Below are 15,160 nucleotides of genomic sequence, written 5' to 3' on the forward strand. Positions count from 1 at the left end.
GTTTGAAGAAGAGGCGATATAGCGGCTGTTTCGGACGAGAGCAACCCGTCTTTGATGGGTATATGCAGAATATTCAGTCAGCCGCCACGTCGGCAACATCCAGCTGGACTCTGCGGCGGCCATTCCACTCGTCAGCTTTCAGTTTGCCCGCAATATGTACACGCGCGCCGTTTCGCAACACATCGCCCATGGGCGTGTCGGCGGCGCGCCAGGCGATACATTCAATCCGGCCCCCGGCATCTTCGGCGATGAAACGCAGATGATTGACGCCGACCTGCCGCACGCCTGTGACATGCACGGATTTCAGCGCAAACACCGGCTCCGGCGAACCGATGCCGAACGGGCCGATCTGCGCGATCTGGTCGACAAGTGCCGGGCTGGCAGCGCCGGGGGCGAGCACAGCATCAATGGCGAGTTCAAGCGCGGCGGTACGCTCGGCCGAAAATTGCGCCATATGGGCGACCATCCAGTCGTCAAAAGCCTGGACCTGATCGGGCTCCAGGCTGAGGCCGCCTGCCATGGCATGGCCGCCGCCTGAGAGGATCACGCCCTCCCGCGCGGCCATGGAGATGGCGTCGCCGATATTGACGCCCTTCACCGAGCGGCCGGAGCCCTTGGCGACGGGGCCGAGCCCCTCCCCCCAGCCTATGACAATGCTGGGCAGGTGGTAGCGTTCCTTGAGGCGGCCGGCGACGATGCCGATGACTCCGGGATGCCACCCTTCGCCGCTGGCGATGATTATGCCGCGATCAGGGTTGCGGGCCAGCGCCTGTTCAGCCTGTGCCATGGCGAGGTCGAGAATGGCGCTTTCGACTTCCTTGCGTTCCTCGTTGAGAGCGTGGAGGCGTTCGGCGAGTTCAATCGCTTCCTGCCGGTCATCCGTGGCGAGCAGCTTGGCGGCGATCCATGGGTCGCCGACGCGGCCACCAGCATTGAGGCGGGGCCCGAGCATGAAGGTGGCGTGATAGACGGTCTCGGTCTTGCCGATGCCAGCAACATCGGCGAGGGCGCGCAGGCCGGGGTTCTGGTCACGCGCCATGATGGTGAGCCCTTGACGCACGAAGGCGCGGTTGACGCCGTGCAGCGGGGCCATGTCGCAGAGCGTGCCGAGCGCGCAAAGGTCGAGGAAGGGCATGATGTCCGGCAGGCCATCGGCTGGCGCGAGACCGCGCTCGCGAGCGAGGCGGTTGAGGGCGGCGACGAAGACGAAGACGACGCCCGCCGCCGCGAGGTGGCCGCAGCCGGATGTATCGTCGAGGCGGTTCGGATTGACGAGCGCGGCGGAAGGCGGGAGTTCGGCTGACATGAGGTGGTGGTCAATCACGACGACCGGCAGGCCAATGGCTTCAGCCTCGTTGAGCGCATCCACGGCCGCGCCGCCGCAGTCGACGGTGATGACGAGGTCCGAGCCGGTGTCTTTCAGGTGCCGGAAGGCAGCGGGCGATGGCCCATAGCCCTCTTCCAGACGGTCCGGCACATAGAGGCCGAGATCTTGCCCCCACGCGCGGAAATAGCGTGCGAGGATGGCCGAGGACGTGCCGCCATCGACGTCATAGTCGGCAAAGACGGTGACGCGCTTTTTGGCAAGGATGGCATCGAGGATGATGCCCGCGGCCTTGTCCATGTCAGCAAAGCTGGAGGGGTCAGGGAAATAGTCACGCAGTGTGGGGGCGAGATAGCTCGCCGCCTGTACCGGATCGACATCGCGTGAGGCCAGCAGGCGGGCAAGCAGGTCAGAACCGCCGACACTGGGAGCAAGCCGCCGGACCAGCGCCTCGTCCGCGTCAGCCAGCGTCCAGAAGCGGCCTGAGGCCGACTGGTCAACCTCGAACAGGTGGGGACTGGACTGTTGAGCGGCTTGGGCCATGCGGAGCGGGCTTCCTCATTCAGAGAATCGGAAAGCCCATCCTAGCGCAGAATGCGGGCGCTGTGACCCGGCTTGGCAGCGTCTGTGTCAGACCTTGCGGTCGGATCGGACGTGGCGGACCATGCCATCCACCGAGGTCATCACCAGCGTGTGCGTGTGGACACGTCCACCAGCATACTTCACGCCGCTCAGCAGGCTGCCACTGGTGACGCCGGTTGCGCAGAAGACGGTATCGCCGGACGCGAGTTCGTTCAGCGAATAGGTGCGCGCGAAATCGGTGATGCCGACGCGGGTGGCCCGCTTCTTTTCGTCATCATTGCGGAAGACGAGACGTGCAAACATCTGCCCGCCAACGCATTTGAGGGCTGCGGCCGCCAGAACGCCTTCAGGCGCGCCGCCGGAGCCGACATAGAAGTCGATGCCCGTTTGCGGGTCTGTCGTCGCGATAACGCCTGCGACATCGCCGTCCGTGATAAGGGCGATACGGCAGCCGACTTCACGCAGGCCCGCGATGATGGCCTCATGGCGCGGGCGGTCGAGCACGCAAGCGGTCATGTCGGACACGGGGACACCCTTGAACTCAGCCAAGGCCGTGATGTTCTCGGCAGGCGTGGCATCGAGGCTGATAATGCCTTCCGGATAGCCCGGGCCAATCGCGACCTTGTCCATATACGTATCGGGGGCGTGCAGCAGGCCGCCGCGCGGGGCGATGGCAAGCACGGCCAGCGCATTGGACATGGCCTTTGCCGTGAGTGTCGTGCCTTCAAGCGGGTCCAGTGCAATATCGATCTCGGGACCGCGGCCTGTGCCGACTTCCTCGCCGATATAGAGCATGGGGGCTTCGTCGCGCTCGCCTTCGCCGATCACGACGCGGCCTTTGAATTCAACAGCATTAAAGGCGGTGCGCATCGCATCAACCGCGGCAGCATCGGCCTTTTTCTCGTCGCCCCGGCCGACTTCGCTGGCAGCCGCGATGGCCGCAAGCTCGGTCACACGGACCATGGCATCTGCAAGACCTGGCGTAAGAACGTTGTTTTTCATCGTTTTATTGCCCCCAAACGTACTGACTCCATGGCTAGTACGGCGTGTTTCACACTTTAGCTTGCAGTTTCGATACGGATCAGGCGCGGCGCGTCAATCAGCATTGTTAGCTTACCGAGCCGCGTTAGGGCGGCCTGCATGTGGGAGCGCGGGCATCTGTGAGTGACAATTGCGACCGGGCTGGCGCCGGAATCATCCGCAGAATCCTGAACCAGCTGGTTGACCGAAACCCCCTCGGCGGCCAGCGCTTCCGTAAGCGCAGCGAGCGCGCCTGGCTGGTCAGCCAGACGAACCCGCAGGAAGAAGGCCGACGTCTCGTCACCCATTGCGGCCACGAAGGGACGCGCGACATGGTGCTCGGCACGGCCGAAGGCCGGCCGGATCGCCGGACGGAAAAGCTTGGCAACATCACCCATGACGGCGCTGGCCGTCGGGCCAGCCCCTGCCCCGGGGCCAGTCAGCGTGATCGCGCCGACAGGGTCGCCCTCGATGCGGACCGTGTTGAGCGAGCCATTGACTCGGGCGAGCGGATGATTAGCCGAGAGGGCCATGGGCTCAACGCGGCAGACGACGCCGTCTTCGGTGAGGAGCCCTTCGGCGATCAGTTTGATGCGCAGGCCGAGGCGATCAGCCAGTTTGAGGTCGAGCAGGTCGATCCCGTCGACGCCAGACACTTTGACCTTGGAGAAGTCTAGATCGGCGGAAAAGGCGATGGCGGAGAGGATGGCGGCCTTGTGGGCCGCGTCCATGCCGGAAACGTCGAGCGTGGGGTCCGCTTCGGCATAGCCGAGCTTCTGGGCCTCGGCGAGCACCTCGTCATAGGACCGGCCGGTTTCGAGCATGCTGGTCGTGAGGTAGTTGCAGGTGCCGTTGAGGATGCCCGCAACGCGCTTGATCTCGACACCGGCGAGGCTGTCACGCAGGACGCGCACCACCGGGATGCCGCCAGCGACCGCGGCTTCGAACAGGAGATCGACGCCTTTTTCCTCGGCTAGCGCGGCGAGCGCCATGCCATGCTTGGCCATCAGGGCCTTGTTGGCGGTGATGACATGCTTGCCAGCCTTGAGGGCGCTTTCGACGGCGAACTTGGCCGGGCCATCAGACCCGCCGATCAGCTCGACGAACACGTCGACATCAGGGTCTTCAGCGAGCGTGGCCGCATCATCAAACCAGCGATACTTGTCGGTATCGACCGGCCGGTTGCGGCTTTGGCTGCGCGCGCTCACGCCTGTAATCTCGACAACACCGGGCAAGCGAAGCTTGTCCTGGCGTTCGACCAGTTCGATCAATCCACAGCCAACATGGCCGAGACCTGCGATGCCTATCTTTAGAGGTCCCAAAGTCCTCCCCTTCACGGTTCTGAGTATTCCGGCAGGTGCCTAGCGGGTTTGGCGCTCGTGTGGAAGGGGCAGACAGCCCAAACCCGTATCATTACAGTGGATCGGAAAGTCGTGTTTAATCGATGCCAATAATGGAAACCAAGGGAGCACCGTCGCAATGCCAATCAACAAGGATGCCGTAGGATCAAAGGGGTCAGCACGCACGTGGGCGTGGGATTCACGGGACGCGCTGATTTACGCGCTGGGTGTCGGCTGCGGCGTTGCAGACCCGGTTGGGAGCGAGCTTGAGTTCACGACTGAAAACACGATGGGCGTCGACCAGAAGGTGCTGCCGACCTTTGGCGTTCTGGCGGGATTCAATGCACAGGGCGGGAAAAGCGCCATGTCCGGCATCGGCACCTATGATCCGCGCATGCTGGTGCACGGCGAACAGGGAATCAGGCTCCATCGGCCCATTCCTGTCGCGGGCGAGATCACGCTCGTGGACGAAATCACAGGCATTTATGACAAGGGAAAAGGCGCGGTGGTGGCAACCAAAGCGGTAGCGACGCTGACCGCCGACGGCCAACCGCTATTCGAGTTGACCTCATCGGTGTTTATTGTGGGCGAAGGCGGCTTTGGCGGCGACCGGGGGCCATCGGACAAGACCAATGTCGCGCCGGAGCGCGCGCCGGATCACTCCGTTACGTACCAGACGCGTGAGGACCAGGCCCTGCTCTACCGTTTGAGCGGCGATCGTAACCCGCTGCATTCGGACAAGAAATTCTCCGATGTGGGGCGCTTTCCAAAGCCCATCCTGCACGGCCTGTGCACTTATGGCTTCACAGGGCGCGCGCTGCTGTCGGCATTGTGCGGGAACGAGCCTGCACGCTTCAAGGCGATGGAGGGACGGTTCTCGTCGCCTGTCCTGCCCGGTGAAGCCCTCACCATCCGCATATGGACCGGTGAAGGGGACGCGGGAACAGCCATCTTCCAAACCGTCGGCGGCGACGGACGTGTCGTGCTGAACAATGGCGGGTTTAGTTACAGTTGAGGTCTCCCGTCAGTAACCTGCCTCTTTCAGTTGCGAGATAATTTCAGCAATCGCCTGCCGTCGTGCGCGCACCTCTTCAAGATGCGCGTCGATCTCGACTAGTTTTACTTCGAGCCGGGAAAGGAATCGGGGTTTCCGTGCTGCCCCAGACGGAGAGCGCAGGTGCTGGGTAACCTCCTCCAGGGTGAAGCCGAGGCTTTGGGCGCGGCTGATGAACACGAGTACCTTCAGGTCATAATCTCCATAGACCCGATACCCATTCGGCAGCCGTTCCGGAGGGCTGAGAATTCCCCGTGATTCATAGAAACGGATGCGGGATGTACTGACCCCCGCCCGCCTTGCCAGTTCGCCGATCCGCATGTGCTTGACCTTCAACCGTAGTTGAAGGTGTAGACCATGCCTTCAGGACGAGTAAAGGCACACATGATGGAAACGCTGGTAATGATTCCGGGCCTCGCAAGCGACCGGGCCGTCTGGGAAAGAACAATCGCTGCACTGGGCGACGAGGTAAACTGCCTGGTGGGCGACACACTGCAGGATGACAGCCTGACTGCGATGGCCCGGCGCATTCTGGATCAGGCACCGCAGGAATTCTGGCTGGCGGGTGTCTCAATGGGCGGCATGATCGCGCTTGAGATACTGAATCTGGCGCCGGCCCGGCTCAAAGGCCTCGCGCTGGTCGATACCCGCATCCGACCCGATGCGCCGGATGAGATCTCGAGGCGCCAGGCGCAGAATGCCGCCCTCTCGGCTGCGAGCCCGGAGGAACGACGATACATGTCCGTCGAGGGCATGAAATTCCTGATTCACTCCTCTGCCACCGAAGATGTTCGCGAAGAGCTGCTGGGCATGTCGAAGTCGATCACGGTCGACATTTATGTCCGTCAGAACACCGCCGTGATCGAACGCCGCGACCTGCGCCCGTTCGTGGCCAATGCTCCTCTGCGCACGAAGGTGATCGTCGGCGAAGAGGACATGATGACCCCTATGGACCAGTCGCGCGAAATCCACGACGCCATTCCACATTCGGAATTTCATATAATCCCGGACTGCGGCCACCTGCCGCCGATAGAAAAACCGGAGGTGATGGCCGACCTGCTGAGAGAGCTGATCAGCTAGTCGCCGCGCAAGGCGCCTACTCCGCCGCGGCGGCCGCGTGCTTGATCTCCTTCACGCCGCGTTTTTCCAGGAATTTCCTGATGTTGCGGGCAGCTTGCCGGATACGCTGCTCGTTCTCGACGAGCGCAATCCGGACGTGTCCGTCGCCGTGCTCGCCAAAGCCGGCGCCGGGCGCGACGGCGACATGAGCCTCGTTCATCAGCATGAGCGAGAATTCGAGGCTGCCAAGCTCCTTGAACGGCTCCGGAATGGGCGCCCAGGCAAACATGGAAGCCTTCGGGCTGGGAATATCCCACCCTGCCCGGCCGAAACTCTCAACCAGCACGTCACGGCGCTGCTTGTAGATCTGGCGGAATTCCTCGACGCAGTCCTGCGGGCCATCAAGCGCAGCCACGGCTGCGACCTGGATTGGCGTATAGGCGCCGTAATCGAGGTAGGATTTGACACGTGCCAAGGCCGCAATCAGCGTCTCGTTGCCTGCGACAAAGCCCATGCGCCAGCCGGCCATGGAATAGGTCTTGGACATGGTGGTGAACTCGACCGCGATGTCTTTCGCGCCGTCAACCTGCAGGATCGAGGGGGTCGGCTCCTCGAAGTAGATTTCGTTGTACGCGAGGTCGGACAGGATCCAGAGATCATGCTTTTTCGCGAACTTGACCGCATCCTTGTAGAATTCGAGGTCGCAGACGTCCGCCGTCGGGTTTGACGGATAGCAGAGCACCATGGCGGTTGGCGGCGGAACGCAATGTTTCACGGCCTTTTCAAGGTTGCGCAGGTATTGTTCCGGCGATGGCGCCGGCACGGCGCGGATCGACGCGCCGGCAATGATGAAGCCGAAGGAATGCAGCGGATACGACGGGTCCGGCGACAGGATCACGTCGCCGGGCGCGGAAATAGCCTGCGCCAGGTTGGCAAAGCCTTCCTTGGAGCCAAGGGTGACGATGACTTCCTTGTTCTTGTCGAGCGTGACGCCGAAGCGCCGCTTGTAATAATCGGTGACCGCGCGGCGCAGGCCCGGAATGCCGCGCGAGGCGGAATAGCCGTTAACGTCAGGCTTGCGGGCGGTTTCAACCAGTTTGTCGACAATGTGCGTCGGTGTCGGCAGATCGGGGTTGCCCATGCCGAGGTCGATAATGTCAGCGCCCTCAGCGCGCAAAGCCGCCTTAGCCCGGTTCACCTGCTCAAACACATAGGGTGGCAGGCGACGGATCTTGTGAAAATCGGTGTTCATCTCTGGCCTTTCAGACCTTGGGTGACGCGCGGGACGTTGAAGGATTCCCTGATGGCTGTGATCTCGGCGTCAGTCAAAAAATTCGAGGACAGGTCCAGGCCAGCAAATTGCTGGCGGATCTCGGCCCCAACGGCTGCGATTTCGGCCGGCCCATTGGCCGGCAATTCCGCTCGCGCGTTGGCCGCGAATGCCGCCGTAAGTTCATTCACACGTTCAGCAGATGCCGGCAGCGTCTTGCCGGGCAGGTCGTCCTCTGCAATCGTGGGCACCTCGACAAGCTTTGGATACCCTTCACCCCGAATTTCGGCACGACGGGTCTCATACCAGTCCGGAGCCTGGTTTACGGCGTCACGCATCTTTGAATACGAGCCGGTACAGCCTGCCAGAAGCAAGCATGAAACGCCTATGAGGGGAATCGTCGTGTTTTTCATCGTTAAACTCATTAAATCACAAACATTCTCATGAATAGTTACGCAACTACAAACAGGCGATATTGGGACAGATGAGCGGCAATAAAAAAGAAAAGGCTGCACTTCCTTCACTTCAATCGCTGATGGCTGAGCAGAATCCACTGCAGATGCAGGTGTTGATGACAACGCTCGCGCTCGCCAATACGGAATCACAGGCCTTGATCAGCGATGTCCTGATGGGCTCAGGGCCGGTCGGCACGATGGCACAAGGCGACCCGATGGGCGCTGGCGAAGCCTTTCGCGCCGTCGGCATGAACCTCGCGCAGAATCCGGCAGCGCTTATGCGTGCCAATATGGAACTGATGCGCGGATGGATGGGCCTGTGGAATGAAATGACCCAGGAGGCGCTGGGCGCCGAACCTGCCCCGGAAACGGACAAGCGGTTTTCCGATCCTGAATGGCAGACCAATCCGGGCTTCAAGTTTATCCGCAAGGCCTATGAGGTGAATACCAAATGGCTGATGGGCCTCGCTGACCACGCCACGGACCTGCCGGAAAACCTGCACCTGCGGACCAAGTTTTTTACCCAGCAGCTGACCGACATCATGTCGCCGACGAATTACCTCGGCACCAACCCGCAAGCCCTGCGCGCCTTCATGGAAAGCGGCGGCGAGAGCGTGCTGAACGGCATCCGCCTTGCGCGCGCCGACGTGAAGAAAGCCGGCGGCAAGCTGCACATCAGCCAGACCGACGAGACGCCCTTCGAGATCGGCGAGAACATCGCCACCGCGCCCGGCAAGGTTGTGTTCCGCAATGACCTGATCGAGCTGATCCAGTATGCGCCGACACAGGAAACCGTGTACTCGCGGCCCCTGCTGATCTTCCCGCCCTGGATCAACAAGTTCTATATTCTCGACCTGCGCGAAGAGAATTCGATGATCCGCTGGCTGGTCGACAAGGGCCTGACCGTGTTCGTCGTGTCGTGGCGGTCGGCGGACGACGTGACCAAGGACTACACCTGGGACGATTACAGCAAGAATGGCGTCTATGCCGCCGTTGAGGCCGCGCTGCAGGCCTCCGGCGCCAAGAAGCTCAATGCCGTCGGCTACTGCATCGGCGGCACGCTGCTGTCGGGCACGCTGGCGCATATGGCAGCCAATGGCGACGACCGGGTGAACTCGGCGACCTTCTTTGCGTCGCAGTCGGACTTCGAACTCGCCGGCGACCTGAGAGTGTTCACCGACGGGCCGGGCCGCAGCTATATCGACAGCCTGATCGAGAAGAGCGGCGGCGTGATGCCGGGCGCGATGATGTACGAGACCTTCAACTGGCTTCGCCCGATCGACCTCGTGTGGCGCTATGTGATCGACCAGTACATGCTGGGCAAGTCGCCCCGCCCGTTCGACCTCCTCTACTGGAACGCCGACCAGACCAATATTCCGGGCAAGGTGCACCAGCGCTATCTCAAGGACTGCTATTACGACAACAAGCTGTCGAAGGGCGAGTTCGAACTGCTGGGCGAGACCGTGGACCTGAAGAACGTGACCATACCCGTGATGGTCCAGGCCAGCCGCGACGACCATATCTGCCCGTTCGAGAGCGTGTATCGCACGGCAACCGTCTTCGGCGGCGATACCAAGTTCGTGCTGTCGAGCTCGGGCCATATCGCGGGCGTGGTGAACCACCCGGACGCGAAGAAATACCAGCACTGGACGGGCGGCAAGATCACAGAGACGGGCGCGGAATGGCTGGAGACGGCCCAAGAGGCCCCAGGCTCATGGTGGCCCTATTGGTGGGACTGGCTGAAGCCGAAGTCGGGCGCCAAGAAGAAGGCCGTGCAACCGAAAGACATGGGACTCGGCGCGGCGCCGGGCACTTATGTCAAAGTGCGCCTTCAGCATATCAAGCTGCCGCTTAAATAGACCGGCTCAGGCCTCCAGCCCCGTCCACTCATCAAGGCCGAGGGCGATGTTCAGGTTCTGGACGGCGGCGCCTGAGGCACCCTTGCCCAGATTGTCGAGGCGGGCGACGAGGCGCGCCTGTTCATCATTGCCGAAGACAAAGAGTTCGAGCCGGTTCGTGCCGTTGCAGGCTTCAGGCTCAAGGCCTGTCAGCTTGTCGGACTCCGCCAGTGCCACGACCTTGACGAAGCGTTCGCCCTCATAGGCCTGCGTCAGGGCGGCGTGCAGGTCTGTCCTGCGCGGCGTGTTGGGCAACATGCGCAGAGTGAGCGGCACTTCGACGATCATGCCCTGCGCAAAGCGGCCAACGGCCGGCATGAACATGGGCAGGTTTGCGAGGCGCCCGTGCCGCATCATTTCCGGGGGGTGCTTGTGCTTCTGGCTAAGACCATAGATGCGGTAATTGTCGCTGGTATGGTTCGCGGCGGATGCGTCCTCAAACTCGGCAATCATGGCGTTGCCGCCGCCGGTGTAGCCGGAAACGGCATTCACGGTGAGCGGATACGACGGCGGCACGAAGCCCCGCACCACAAGCGGCCGCACGAGCGCGATCACGCCTGTCGGATAGCAGCCGGGATTGGAAATACGGGTGGAGGCACGGATGGCGGCGCGCTGCCCCTTGTCCATCTCGGGGAAGCCATAGGTCCAGCCCGGCGCCGTGCGGTGCGCCGTGGAGGCGTCAATGATGATCGTGTTCTTGTTGGTGACGAGCGACACGCCGAGCCGGGCCGCATCATCCGGCAGGCAGAGGATGACGGCATCGGCCGAGTTCATCATGCTGGCGCGGGCATCGATATCCTTGCGCTTGGCCGGATCAATCGAGATCAGCTCGATATCGTCGCGCGCCCGCAGCCGGTCGGCAATCTGAAGGCCGGTCGTGCCGGCTTCGCCATCAATGAAAACTTTTGGCAGCATGGCCGCCTCCCACCACAGAACAATAAAAAACGGGCGCTTCGTTCCCGAAGCGCCCGCCGGAATTGGTAAACCGGAATACGGCCTAGCGCTTGGAGAACTGGAAGCTACGACGGGCTTTAGCCTTGCCGTACTTCTTACGCTCGACGACGCGTGGATCGCGGGTCATGAAGCCGAATGGCTTGAGCACGGCGCGCAGGCCTGGCTCATAGTTGACGAGCGCGCGCGAGATGCCGTGACGCACTGCACCGGCCTGACCCATGAGGCCCGAACCTTTGACAGTCGCGATGACGTCGAATTCGCTGTCGCGACCGGCTTCGATCAGCGGCTGGGCAATAACCATGCGCAGGACCGGACGTGCGAAATACTGCTCCTGGTCGCGGCCATTGATCGTGATCTTGCCGGAACCCGGCTTGATCCAGACTCGTGCCGTGGCTTCCTTGCGGCGGCCTGTGCCGTAGGCGCGGCCAAGAGCGTCGATCTTTGGTTCGATCTTCGCGGCAGGCGCTTCAGCGGCTGGCGTGCCCGACATGGTGCCGAGGTCCTGGAGGGAATTTGCAGTATCGGTCATGGATTACGCTGCCTTGATGTTCTTGCGGTTCATCGATTTGAAATCGACGACTTCAGGCTGTTGGGCCGTGTGAGGGTGCTCTGCACCGGCATAGACGCGCAGCTTGCCGAACTGGGTGCGAGCGAGCGTGCTTTCCTTTGGCATCATCCGCTTCACAGCCATCTGGATGGTGCGCTCAGGAAATTTGCCATTGAGGATTTTCTCAGGCGTGGTCGACTTGATGCCGCCCGGGTAGCCGGTGTGACGGTAGTAGATCTTGTCCGTCATCTTTTTGCCTGTGAATTTTGCTTTATCCGCATTGATAATGACGACATGATCGCCCGTATCGATGTGCGGCGTGAAATCGACGCGGTGCTTGCCGCGAAGACGTTTTGCGACGTAAGAAGCAAGGCGTCCGATGACGACGTCAGTCGCATCAATCACGACCCACTTGTGCTCCACATCTGCTGGTGCGTTATAGGTTTTCATCGCTCTAATCAGAGCCTCTCGACTTCGGAGTTCATGGAATGCAATTCAAGCGCTGGCGTTTAAGCGCCGTGTCCCCCCTTGTCAACGCCGGGCTTGGACTTGCCCTGCTTTTTACAGCAACGGCGTGTTCAAAACAAGACAAACAGGCCGAAACCAAGCCTGAAACCCCCGTCATTGCTGCAGGGACACAGCTACCTGCCGTCTGGGCCACACGCCCTCTGGAAGGCCAGGTTTCGTCCATAGGCCTGTCTGGCGGCCTACGTGGCATTCTGGCCATCGCCTATGAGAAAGGCGGCGTGCAATTTTTCGATATGGAGGCTGAAAAGCTTGGCGAAAAAGCCAATTTCCGCCTCTCCGCACTAGGCAGCGGCGAGTCTGCCGTCATTGATGACCGGTCGATCACCGTTTTTCCGGGAATCACCCGCGAGGGCGAGCTCAAGGGCTATATCTATGGCGAAGGCCTGATTGCCCCGGCGCAGATCGACCTGCCCGTCACGAGTGACCATGCGGTTGTCGGCGTCTGCTCCGGCCCGGCCCCGGGAACGGGCCTGATGCGCCTTGCCTTCTGGACCGACGTGAACAGCAGCGTGCTCCAGAATGGAATCATCAAGACAGATGAGGGCGACCTGCGCTGGGTGCCCGGCGAATCGACCTTCACGGACTTTCCGATCAAGTCGTGCGCCTTCACGAGCGATACGCTCGTCGCCTCGCCGCGCGCGTCTGATGCCGCCTCTCTGGTACGCGGCCCGCTCGACGCGCTCGTATCGCTGGAGAATGGCAAGCTCGGCATTTCGACCGACATGGGCATGACAAATGCCGAAATCGACGTGAAGGACGGCATAACCGTCGTGGCGCCCGATACGCCGGATGCGATGGCCGCGATGGGCACGATGATGTCGGGTGGCTATCCCGGTGGGCTGATCGTGATCGCGGGCGAAACCAAGCCTGGCGAATATCACGCCGTGTTCGTGGATCCGAGCCCGCTGACTCTGGAGACCAACTAGGCTGGTCGGCGCGTCAGCCAGACAAGCCGGACCGCCGCCAGCGTGACAATCACACCGATGGCCTGGTGCAGCAGCGCCAGGTTCATCGGGGCGGCGTTCATGAGCGTAAGAATGCCCCAGCAGGCCTGAAGGCTGACCAACACCGCAAGGCCTGCAAAGGCGCCCTTGAGCGGCGTTGAGCGGAAAGCCCATGCGGCCCCCAGCGACAGGGCCCAGATAGCATAGGCGAGCATGCGGTGGTTGAACTGGGTCGTTGCCCGGCCTTCGAACAGGCTACGCAGGCCAAGCCCCTCCCCGAGATAACCGTGAGGCACAAACTCGCCCGCCATCAGCGGCCAGTCATTATAGGTGCGCCCGGCATCCAGCCCGGCGACGAGTGCGCCTGCTGCCATCTGCAGGAAGATGAGGCCGAGCAGGACAACCGCGACTGTGCGAATTGCCGGCGCGACTACCGGGCGCGACTTGCCGCCAAGGTCCAGCCAGAGCCAGCACGTGTAGGCGATGATCAGCAAAGCCAGCATGAAATGCGTGGCAAGGCGGTAGGGCGCGACATCCACACGGGTTGTCTCGCCGATGCCGCTGGACACCATCCACCAGCCGATGGCGCCCTGAAGGCCACCGAGCAGGATAAGGATTACGAATTTGGTTGCGAGGCCGCGTGTCAGCCAGCCGCGAATCGCGAAAATGGCGAGGCCGCCCATGGCCACAAGGCCGATCAAGCGGCCGAACAGGCGATGGCTCCATTCCCACCAGAAAATCTGTTGGAAATCGCCCAGTGACATGCCGGAATTCTGCAGCTTGTACTCGGCGGTCTGCTGGTACTTCGCGAACAGGCTAGCCCAGGACGCATCGCTCAGTGGCGGCAGGGCACCCTTGATCGGGTCCCATTCGGTGATCGACAGGCCGCTGTCTGTCAGGCGCGTGGCGCCGCCGATCAGGATCATGGCGTAGACGAGCAGGCCAACGAGCACGAGCCAGTTGCGCATCCAGCGCGTCGCCTGCGGGGATTTGCCTGTATGGGACATGCGGCCTAAATGGCCTATTCAGGCGGGACGGCAAGAGGCAACCGTGTCGCAGAGCCCTGCCCCCGCCCAATGAAAGCCCGCCAGACCATGCGCAAACCGATCGCCAGCCTGATCCTTCTTGCCTTCATTGTCGCGTGGATCGTGATCGTGGGCACCCTGTCCGGCATGATCGGCACATGGCCGCGCTGGGCACAGCTGGTGTTCTATATCGTGGCAGGGTTTGGCTGGATCATCCCGCTGAAACCGCTGTTCGCATGGATGAACAGCGGGCCGCAGGAAGAAACCGACGACTAGTCCTCTTCGCCATGCTTGCGGGCAGCTTCGCGCAGGCGAGCGAAGATTTCGGCGGGATCTTCGGGAACGGATACTTCGTCAGGCGACGGGTAATCGTCGTCTTCCTCTTCCTCGATCTCGGGTTCCGCCTCCGTTTCGACCTGAAGGACGGGCGCCTCTTCCTGCTCCTCGGCTGTCATGCCGTCAAACAGGTCGGGATCGCCCTGCGATTTCAGCCGGCCGAGGACAGTTTCACCGCCAATGAGGGTCTGACCGGGCCAGATCAGAATGCCCGTATTGCTTGGCACGTAGATATCGCACCAGCCACCAAGACGCCGCGTCCCGAAGGGGCGGCCAAGGCGGACGATATCGCCAGCTTCAGTGCTGAGTTCGATGCGCGGGCCGAAGCCGCCTGAGGCGAGCCGCACACCGACCTGCTGGCCGCGGCTTTCAAAGGTGAGATAGGCGCGCGTCAGGCCGTCATCCTCAGGGCGGGTGGCCAGCGGCACGCCGTTTTCGCCAGCTTCGAGGATCAGGGATTCGAGGCTGCCCGCGATCGGCGTATAAACCTTGTTCGTGGCCGATGGCGCCGATGAGACCCGAATCCGCATCGTGGCAGACTCGGTGAGGCGCAATTCTGAAGGCGCCTCAACGCGCTCGACCGAAACGACCACGCCGTCACAGGGCGATACGATGCCATTGGCGAGATCAGGCGGTGTCCGGTGCGACCAGCGCGCGGCCATGAGCGCCAGGATAACGCCGGCAAATCCGATCCAGAACAGCGGTGACCAGATCAGGCCCAGCAACAGCGCAACGAGAAGCGCGCCGAGCGCGGCGGCGACGCCTTCCCAGTCCAGACCGACTGTGAGCCAGGGTGTGCTTCTGCGATCAAGGTCTTCAGACAT

The 15,160-nt window shown here is 62.0% G+C and carries 16 protein-coding genes; 5 read left to right on the forward strand and 11 right to left on the reverse strand.

What is annotated here, in order from left to right; genetic code table 11:
- Positions 1–73: 73 nt before the first annotated feature.
- From recJ to HY30_RS14755, 3 genes are all read right to left on the reverse strand, one after another.
- Positions 74–1,867, reverse strand: coding sequence for a single-stranded-DNA-specific exonuclease RecJ (gene recJ, locus HY30_RS14745; protein ID WP_034742271.1), 1,794 nt, complete (start codon positions 1,865–1,867; stop codon positions 74–76).
- Between the two features lie 87 nt (positions 1,868–1,954).
- Positions 1,955–2,908: a class II fructose-bisphosphatase gene (glpX, locus tag HY30_RS14750; RefSeq protein ID WP_034742274.1), complete on the reverse strand. Its 954-nt coding sequence runs from the start codon at positions 2,906–2,908 to the stop codon at positions 1,955–1,957.
- Positions 2,909–2,964: 56 nt separating this feature from the next.
- Positions 2,965–4,248 (reverse strand): homoserine dehydrogenase, encoded by a 1,284-nt coding sequence (locus tag HY30_RS14755; protein WP_034742277.1) that lies wholly within the window; start codon positions 4,246–4,248, stop codon positions 2,965–2,967.
- 157 nt (positions 4,249–4,405) lie between these two features.
- Between HY30_RS14755 and HY30_RS14760 the strand changes: the two genes are divergently transcribed.
- A complete protein-coding gene (locus HY30_RS14760) occupies positions 4,406–5,281 on the forward strand; it encodes a MaoC/PaaZ C-terminal domain-containing protein (RefSeq protein WP_034742280.1) in 876 nt (291 codons plus the stop codon).
- Positions 5,282–5,290: 9 nt separating this feature from the next.
- On the opposite strand, the gene HY30_RS14765 is transcribed toward HY30_RS14760, so the two are convergent.
- A complete protein-coding gene (locus tag HY30_RS14765) occupies positions 5,291–5,641 on the reverse strand; it encodes a MerR family transcriptional regulator (protein WP_034742283.1) in 351 nt (116 codons plus the stop codon).
- A gap of 36 nt (positions 5,642–5,677) precedes the next feature.
- On the opposite strand from HY30_RS14765, the gene HY30_RS14770 reads away from it, so the two are divergent.
- Positions 5,678–6,400 carry an alpha/beta fold hydrolase gene (locus HY30_RS14770; protein WP_081812268.1) on the forward strand — a complete coding sequence of 241 codons (723 nt, stop codon included), beginning with the start codon at positions 5,678–5,680 and terminating at the stop codon, positions 6,398–6,400.
- A gap of 16 nt (positions 6,401–6,416) precedes the next feature.
- Here HY30_RS14770 and HY30_RS14775 read toward each other — a convergent pair whose 3' ends face one another.
- Together HY30_RS14775 and HY30_RS14780 are read right to left on the reverse strand one after the other, a co-directional pair.
- Positions 6,417–7,631, reverse strand: a complete 1,215-nt coding sequence (locus HY30_RS14775) for an LL-diaminopimelate aminotransferase (protein WP_034742289.1) — start codon at positions 7,629–7,631, stop codon at positions 6,417–6,419.
- Positions 7,628–8,062, reverse strand: a complete 435-nt coding sequence (locus tag HY30_RS14780) for a hypothetical protein (protein ID WP_034742292.1) — start codon at positions 8,060–8,062, stop codon at positions 7,628–7,630. Before HY30_RS14780 ends, HY30_RS14775 begins: the two co-directional genes overlap by 4 nt.
- A 71-nt stretch (positions 8,063–8,133) precedes the next feature.
- Between HY30_RS14780 and HY30_RS14785 the strand changes: the two genes are divergently transcribed.
- Positions 8,134–9,963, forward strand: a complete 1,830-nt coding sequence (locus HY30_RS14785; RefSeq protein ID WP_034742295.1) for a PHA/PHB synthase family protein — start codon at positions 8,134–8,136, stop codon at positions 9,961–9,963.
- Between the two features lie 6 nt (positions 9,964–9,969).
- Here the strand turns inward: HY30_RS14785 and argC are convergent, their stop codons facing one another.
- The 3 genes from argC to rplM all read right to left on the reverse strand — a co-directional run bounded on the left by argC (position 9,970) and on the right by rplM (position 11,953).
- The gene (gene argC / locus HY30_RS14790) at positions 9,970–10,917 is read right to left on the reverse strand and encodes an N-acetyl-gamma-glutamyl-phosphate reductase (protein ID WP_034742298.1); all 948 of its coding nucleotides are present in this window, start codon (positions 10,915–10,917) and stop codon (positions 9,970–9,972) included.
- Between the two features lie 82 nt (positions 10,918–10,999).
- On the reverse strand, positions 11,000–11,485 hold the full coding sequence (rpsI, locus tag HY30_RS14795) for a 30S ribosomal protein S9 (protein WP_034742301.1): 486 nt from the start codon (positions 11,483–11,485) through the stop codon (positions 11,000–11,002).
- Between the two features lie 3 nt (positions 11,486–11,488).
- Entirely contained in the window at positions 11,489–11,953 is a 465-nt protein-coding gene (gene rplM / locus HY30_RS14800) for a 50S ribosomal protein L13 (RefSeq protein ID WP_034742303.1), read from the reverse strand.
- A 68-nt stretch (positions 11,954–12,021) separates the two neighbouring features.
- Here rplM and HY30_RS14805 point away from each other — a divergent pair, with 68 nt between their 5' ends.
- Positions 12,022–12,957, forward strand: coding sequence for a hypothetical protein (locus HY30_RS14805; RefSeq protein ID WP_155839354.1), 936 nt, complete (start codon positions 12,022–12,024; stop codon positions 12,955–12,957).
- Here HY30_RS14805 and HY30_RS14810 read toward each other — a convergent pair.
- Positions 12,954–13,982 (reverse strand): COX15/CtaA family protein, encoded by a 1,029-nt coding sequence (locus HY30_RS14810; protein ID WP_034742308.1) that lies wholly within the window; start codon positions 13,980–13,982, stop codon positions 12,954–12,956. The two genes, HY30_RS14805 and HY30_RS14810, sit on opposite strands and share 4 nt — an antisense overlap.
- Before the next feature lie 87 nt (positions 13,983–14,069).
- On the opposite strand from HY30_RS14810, the gene HY30_RS14815 reads away from it, so the two are divergent.
- Complete coding sequence (locus HY30_RS14815) at positions 14,070–14,276, forward strand: DUF2842 domain-containing protein (protein WP_206741481.1); 207 nt, start codon at positions 14,070–14,072, stop codon at positions 14,274–14,276.
- Here the strand turns inward: HY30_RS14815 and HY30_RS14820 are convergent.
- Positions 14,273–15,160 (reverse strand): phosphatidylserine decarboxylase, encoded by an 888-nt coding sequence (locus tag HY30_RS14820; protein WP_034742314.1) that lies wholly within the window; start codon positions 15,158–15,160, stop codon positions 14,273–14,275. The two genes, HY30_RS14815 and HY30_RS14820, sit on opposite strands and share 4 nt — an antisense overlap.

This window comes from Hyphomonas chukchiensis, assembly GCF_000682695.1.
GTDB classification, from domain to species: domain Bacteria; phylum Pseudomonadota; class Alphaproteobacteria; order Caulobacterales; family Hyphomonadaceae; genus Hyphomonas; species Hyphomonas chukchiensis.

Excerpts from the sequence above, each read along its gene's own strand:
- recJ (WP_034742271.1), bottom strand. The coding sequence starts at position 1,867 with ATGGCCCAAGCCGCTCAACAGTCCAGTCCCCACCTGTTCGAGGTTGAC.
- glpX (WP_034742274.1), bottom strand. The coding sequence starts at position 2,908 with ATGAAAAACAACGTTCTTACGCCAGGTCTTGCAGATGCCATGGTCCGT.
- HY30_RS14760 (WP_034742280.1), top strand. The coding sequence starts at position 4,406 with ATGCCAATCAACAAGGATGCCGTAGGATCAAAGGGGTCAGCACGCACG.
- HY30_RS14765 (WP_034742283.1), bottom strand. The coding sequence starts at position 5,641 with ATGCGGATCGGCGAACTGGCAAGGCGGGCGGGGGTCAGTACATCCCGC.
- HY30_RS14770 (WP_081812268.1), top strand. The coding sequence starts at position 5,678 with ATGCCTTCAGGACGAGTAAAGGCACACATGATGGAAACGCTGGTAATG.
- HY30_RS14775 (WP_034742289.1), bottom strand. The coding sequence starts at position 7,631 with ATGAACACCGATTTTCACAAGATCCGTCGCCTGCCACCCTATGTGTTT.
- HY30_RS14780 (WP_034742292.1), bottom strand. The coding sequence starts at position 8,062 with ATGAAAAACACGACGATTCCCCTCATAGGCGTTTCATGCTTGCTTCTG.
- HY30_RS14785 (WP_034742295.1), top strand. The coding sequence starts at position 8,134 with ATGAGCGGCAATAAAAAAGAAAAGGCTGCACTTCCTTCACTTCAATCG.
- argC (WP_034742298.1), bottom strand. The coding sequence starts at position 10,917 with ATGCTGCCAAAAGTTTTCATTGATGGCGAAGCCGGCACGACCGGCCTT.
- rpsI (WP_034742301.1), bottom strand. The coding sequence starts at position 11,485 with ATGACCGATACTGCAAATTCCCTCCAGGACCTCGGCACCATGTCGGGC.
- rplM (WP_034742303.1), bottom strand. The coding sequence starts at position 11,953 with ATGAAAACCTATAACGCACCAGCAGATGTGGAGCACAAGTGGGTCGTG.
- HY30_RS14810 (WP_034742308.1), bottom strand. The coding sequence starts at position 13,982 with ATGTCCCATACAGGCAAATCCCCGCAGGCGACGCGCTGGATGCGCAAC.
- HY30_RS14815 (WP_206741481.1), top strand. The coding sequence starts at position 14,070 with ATGCGCAAACCGATCGCCAGCCTGATCCTTCTTGCCTTCATTGTCGCG.
- HY30_RS14820 (WP_034742314.1), bottom strand. The coding sequence starts at position 15,160 with ATGTCTGAAGACCTTGATCGCAGAAGCACACCCTGGCTCACAGTCGGT.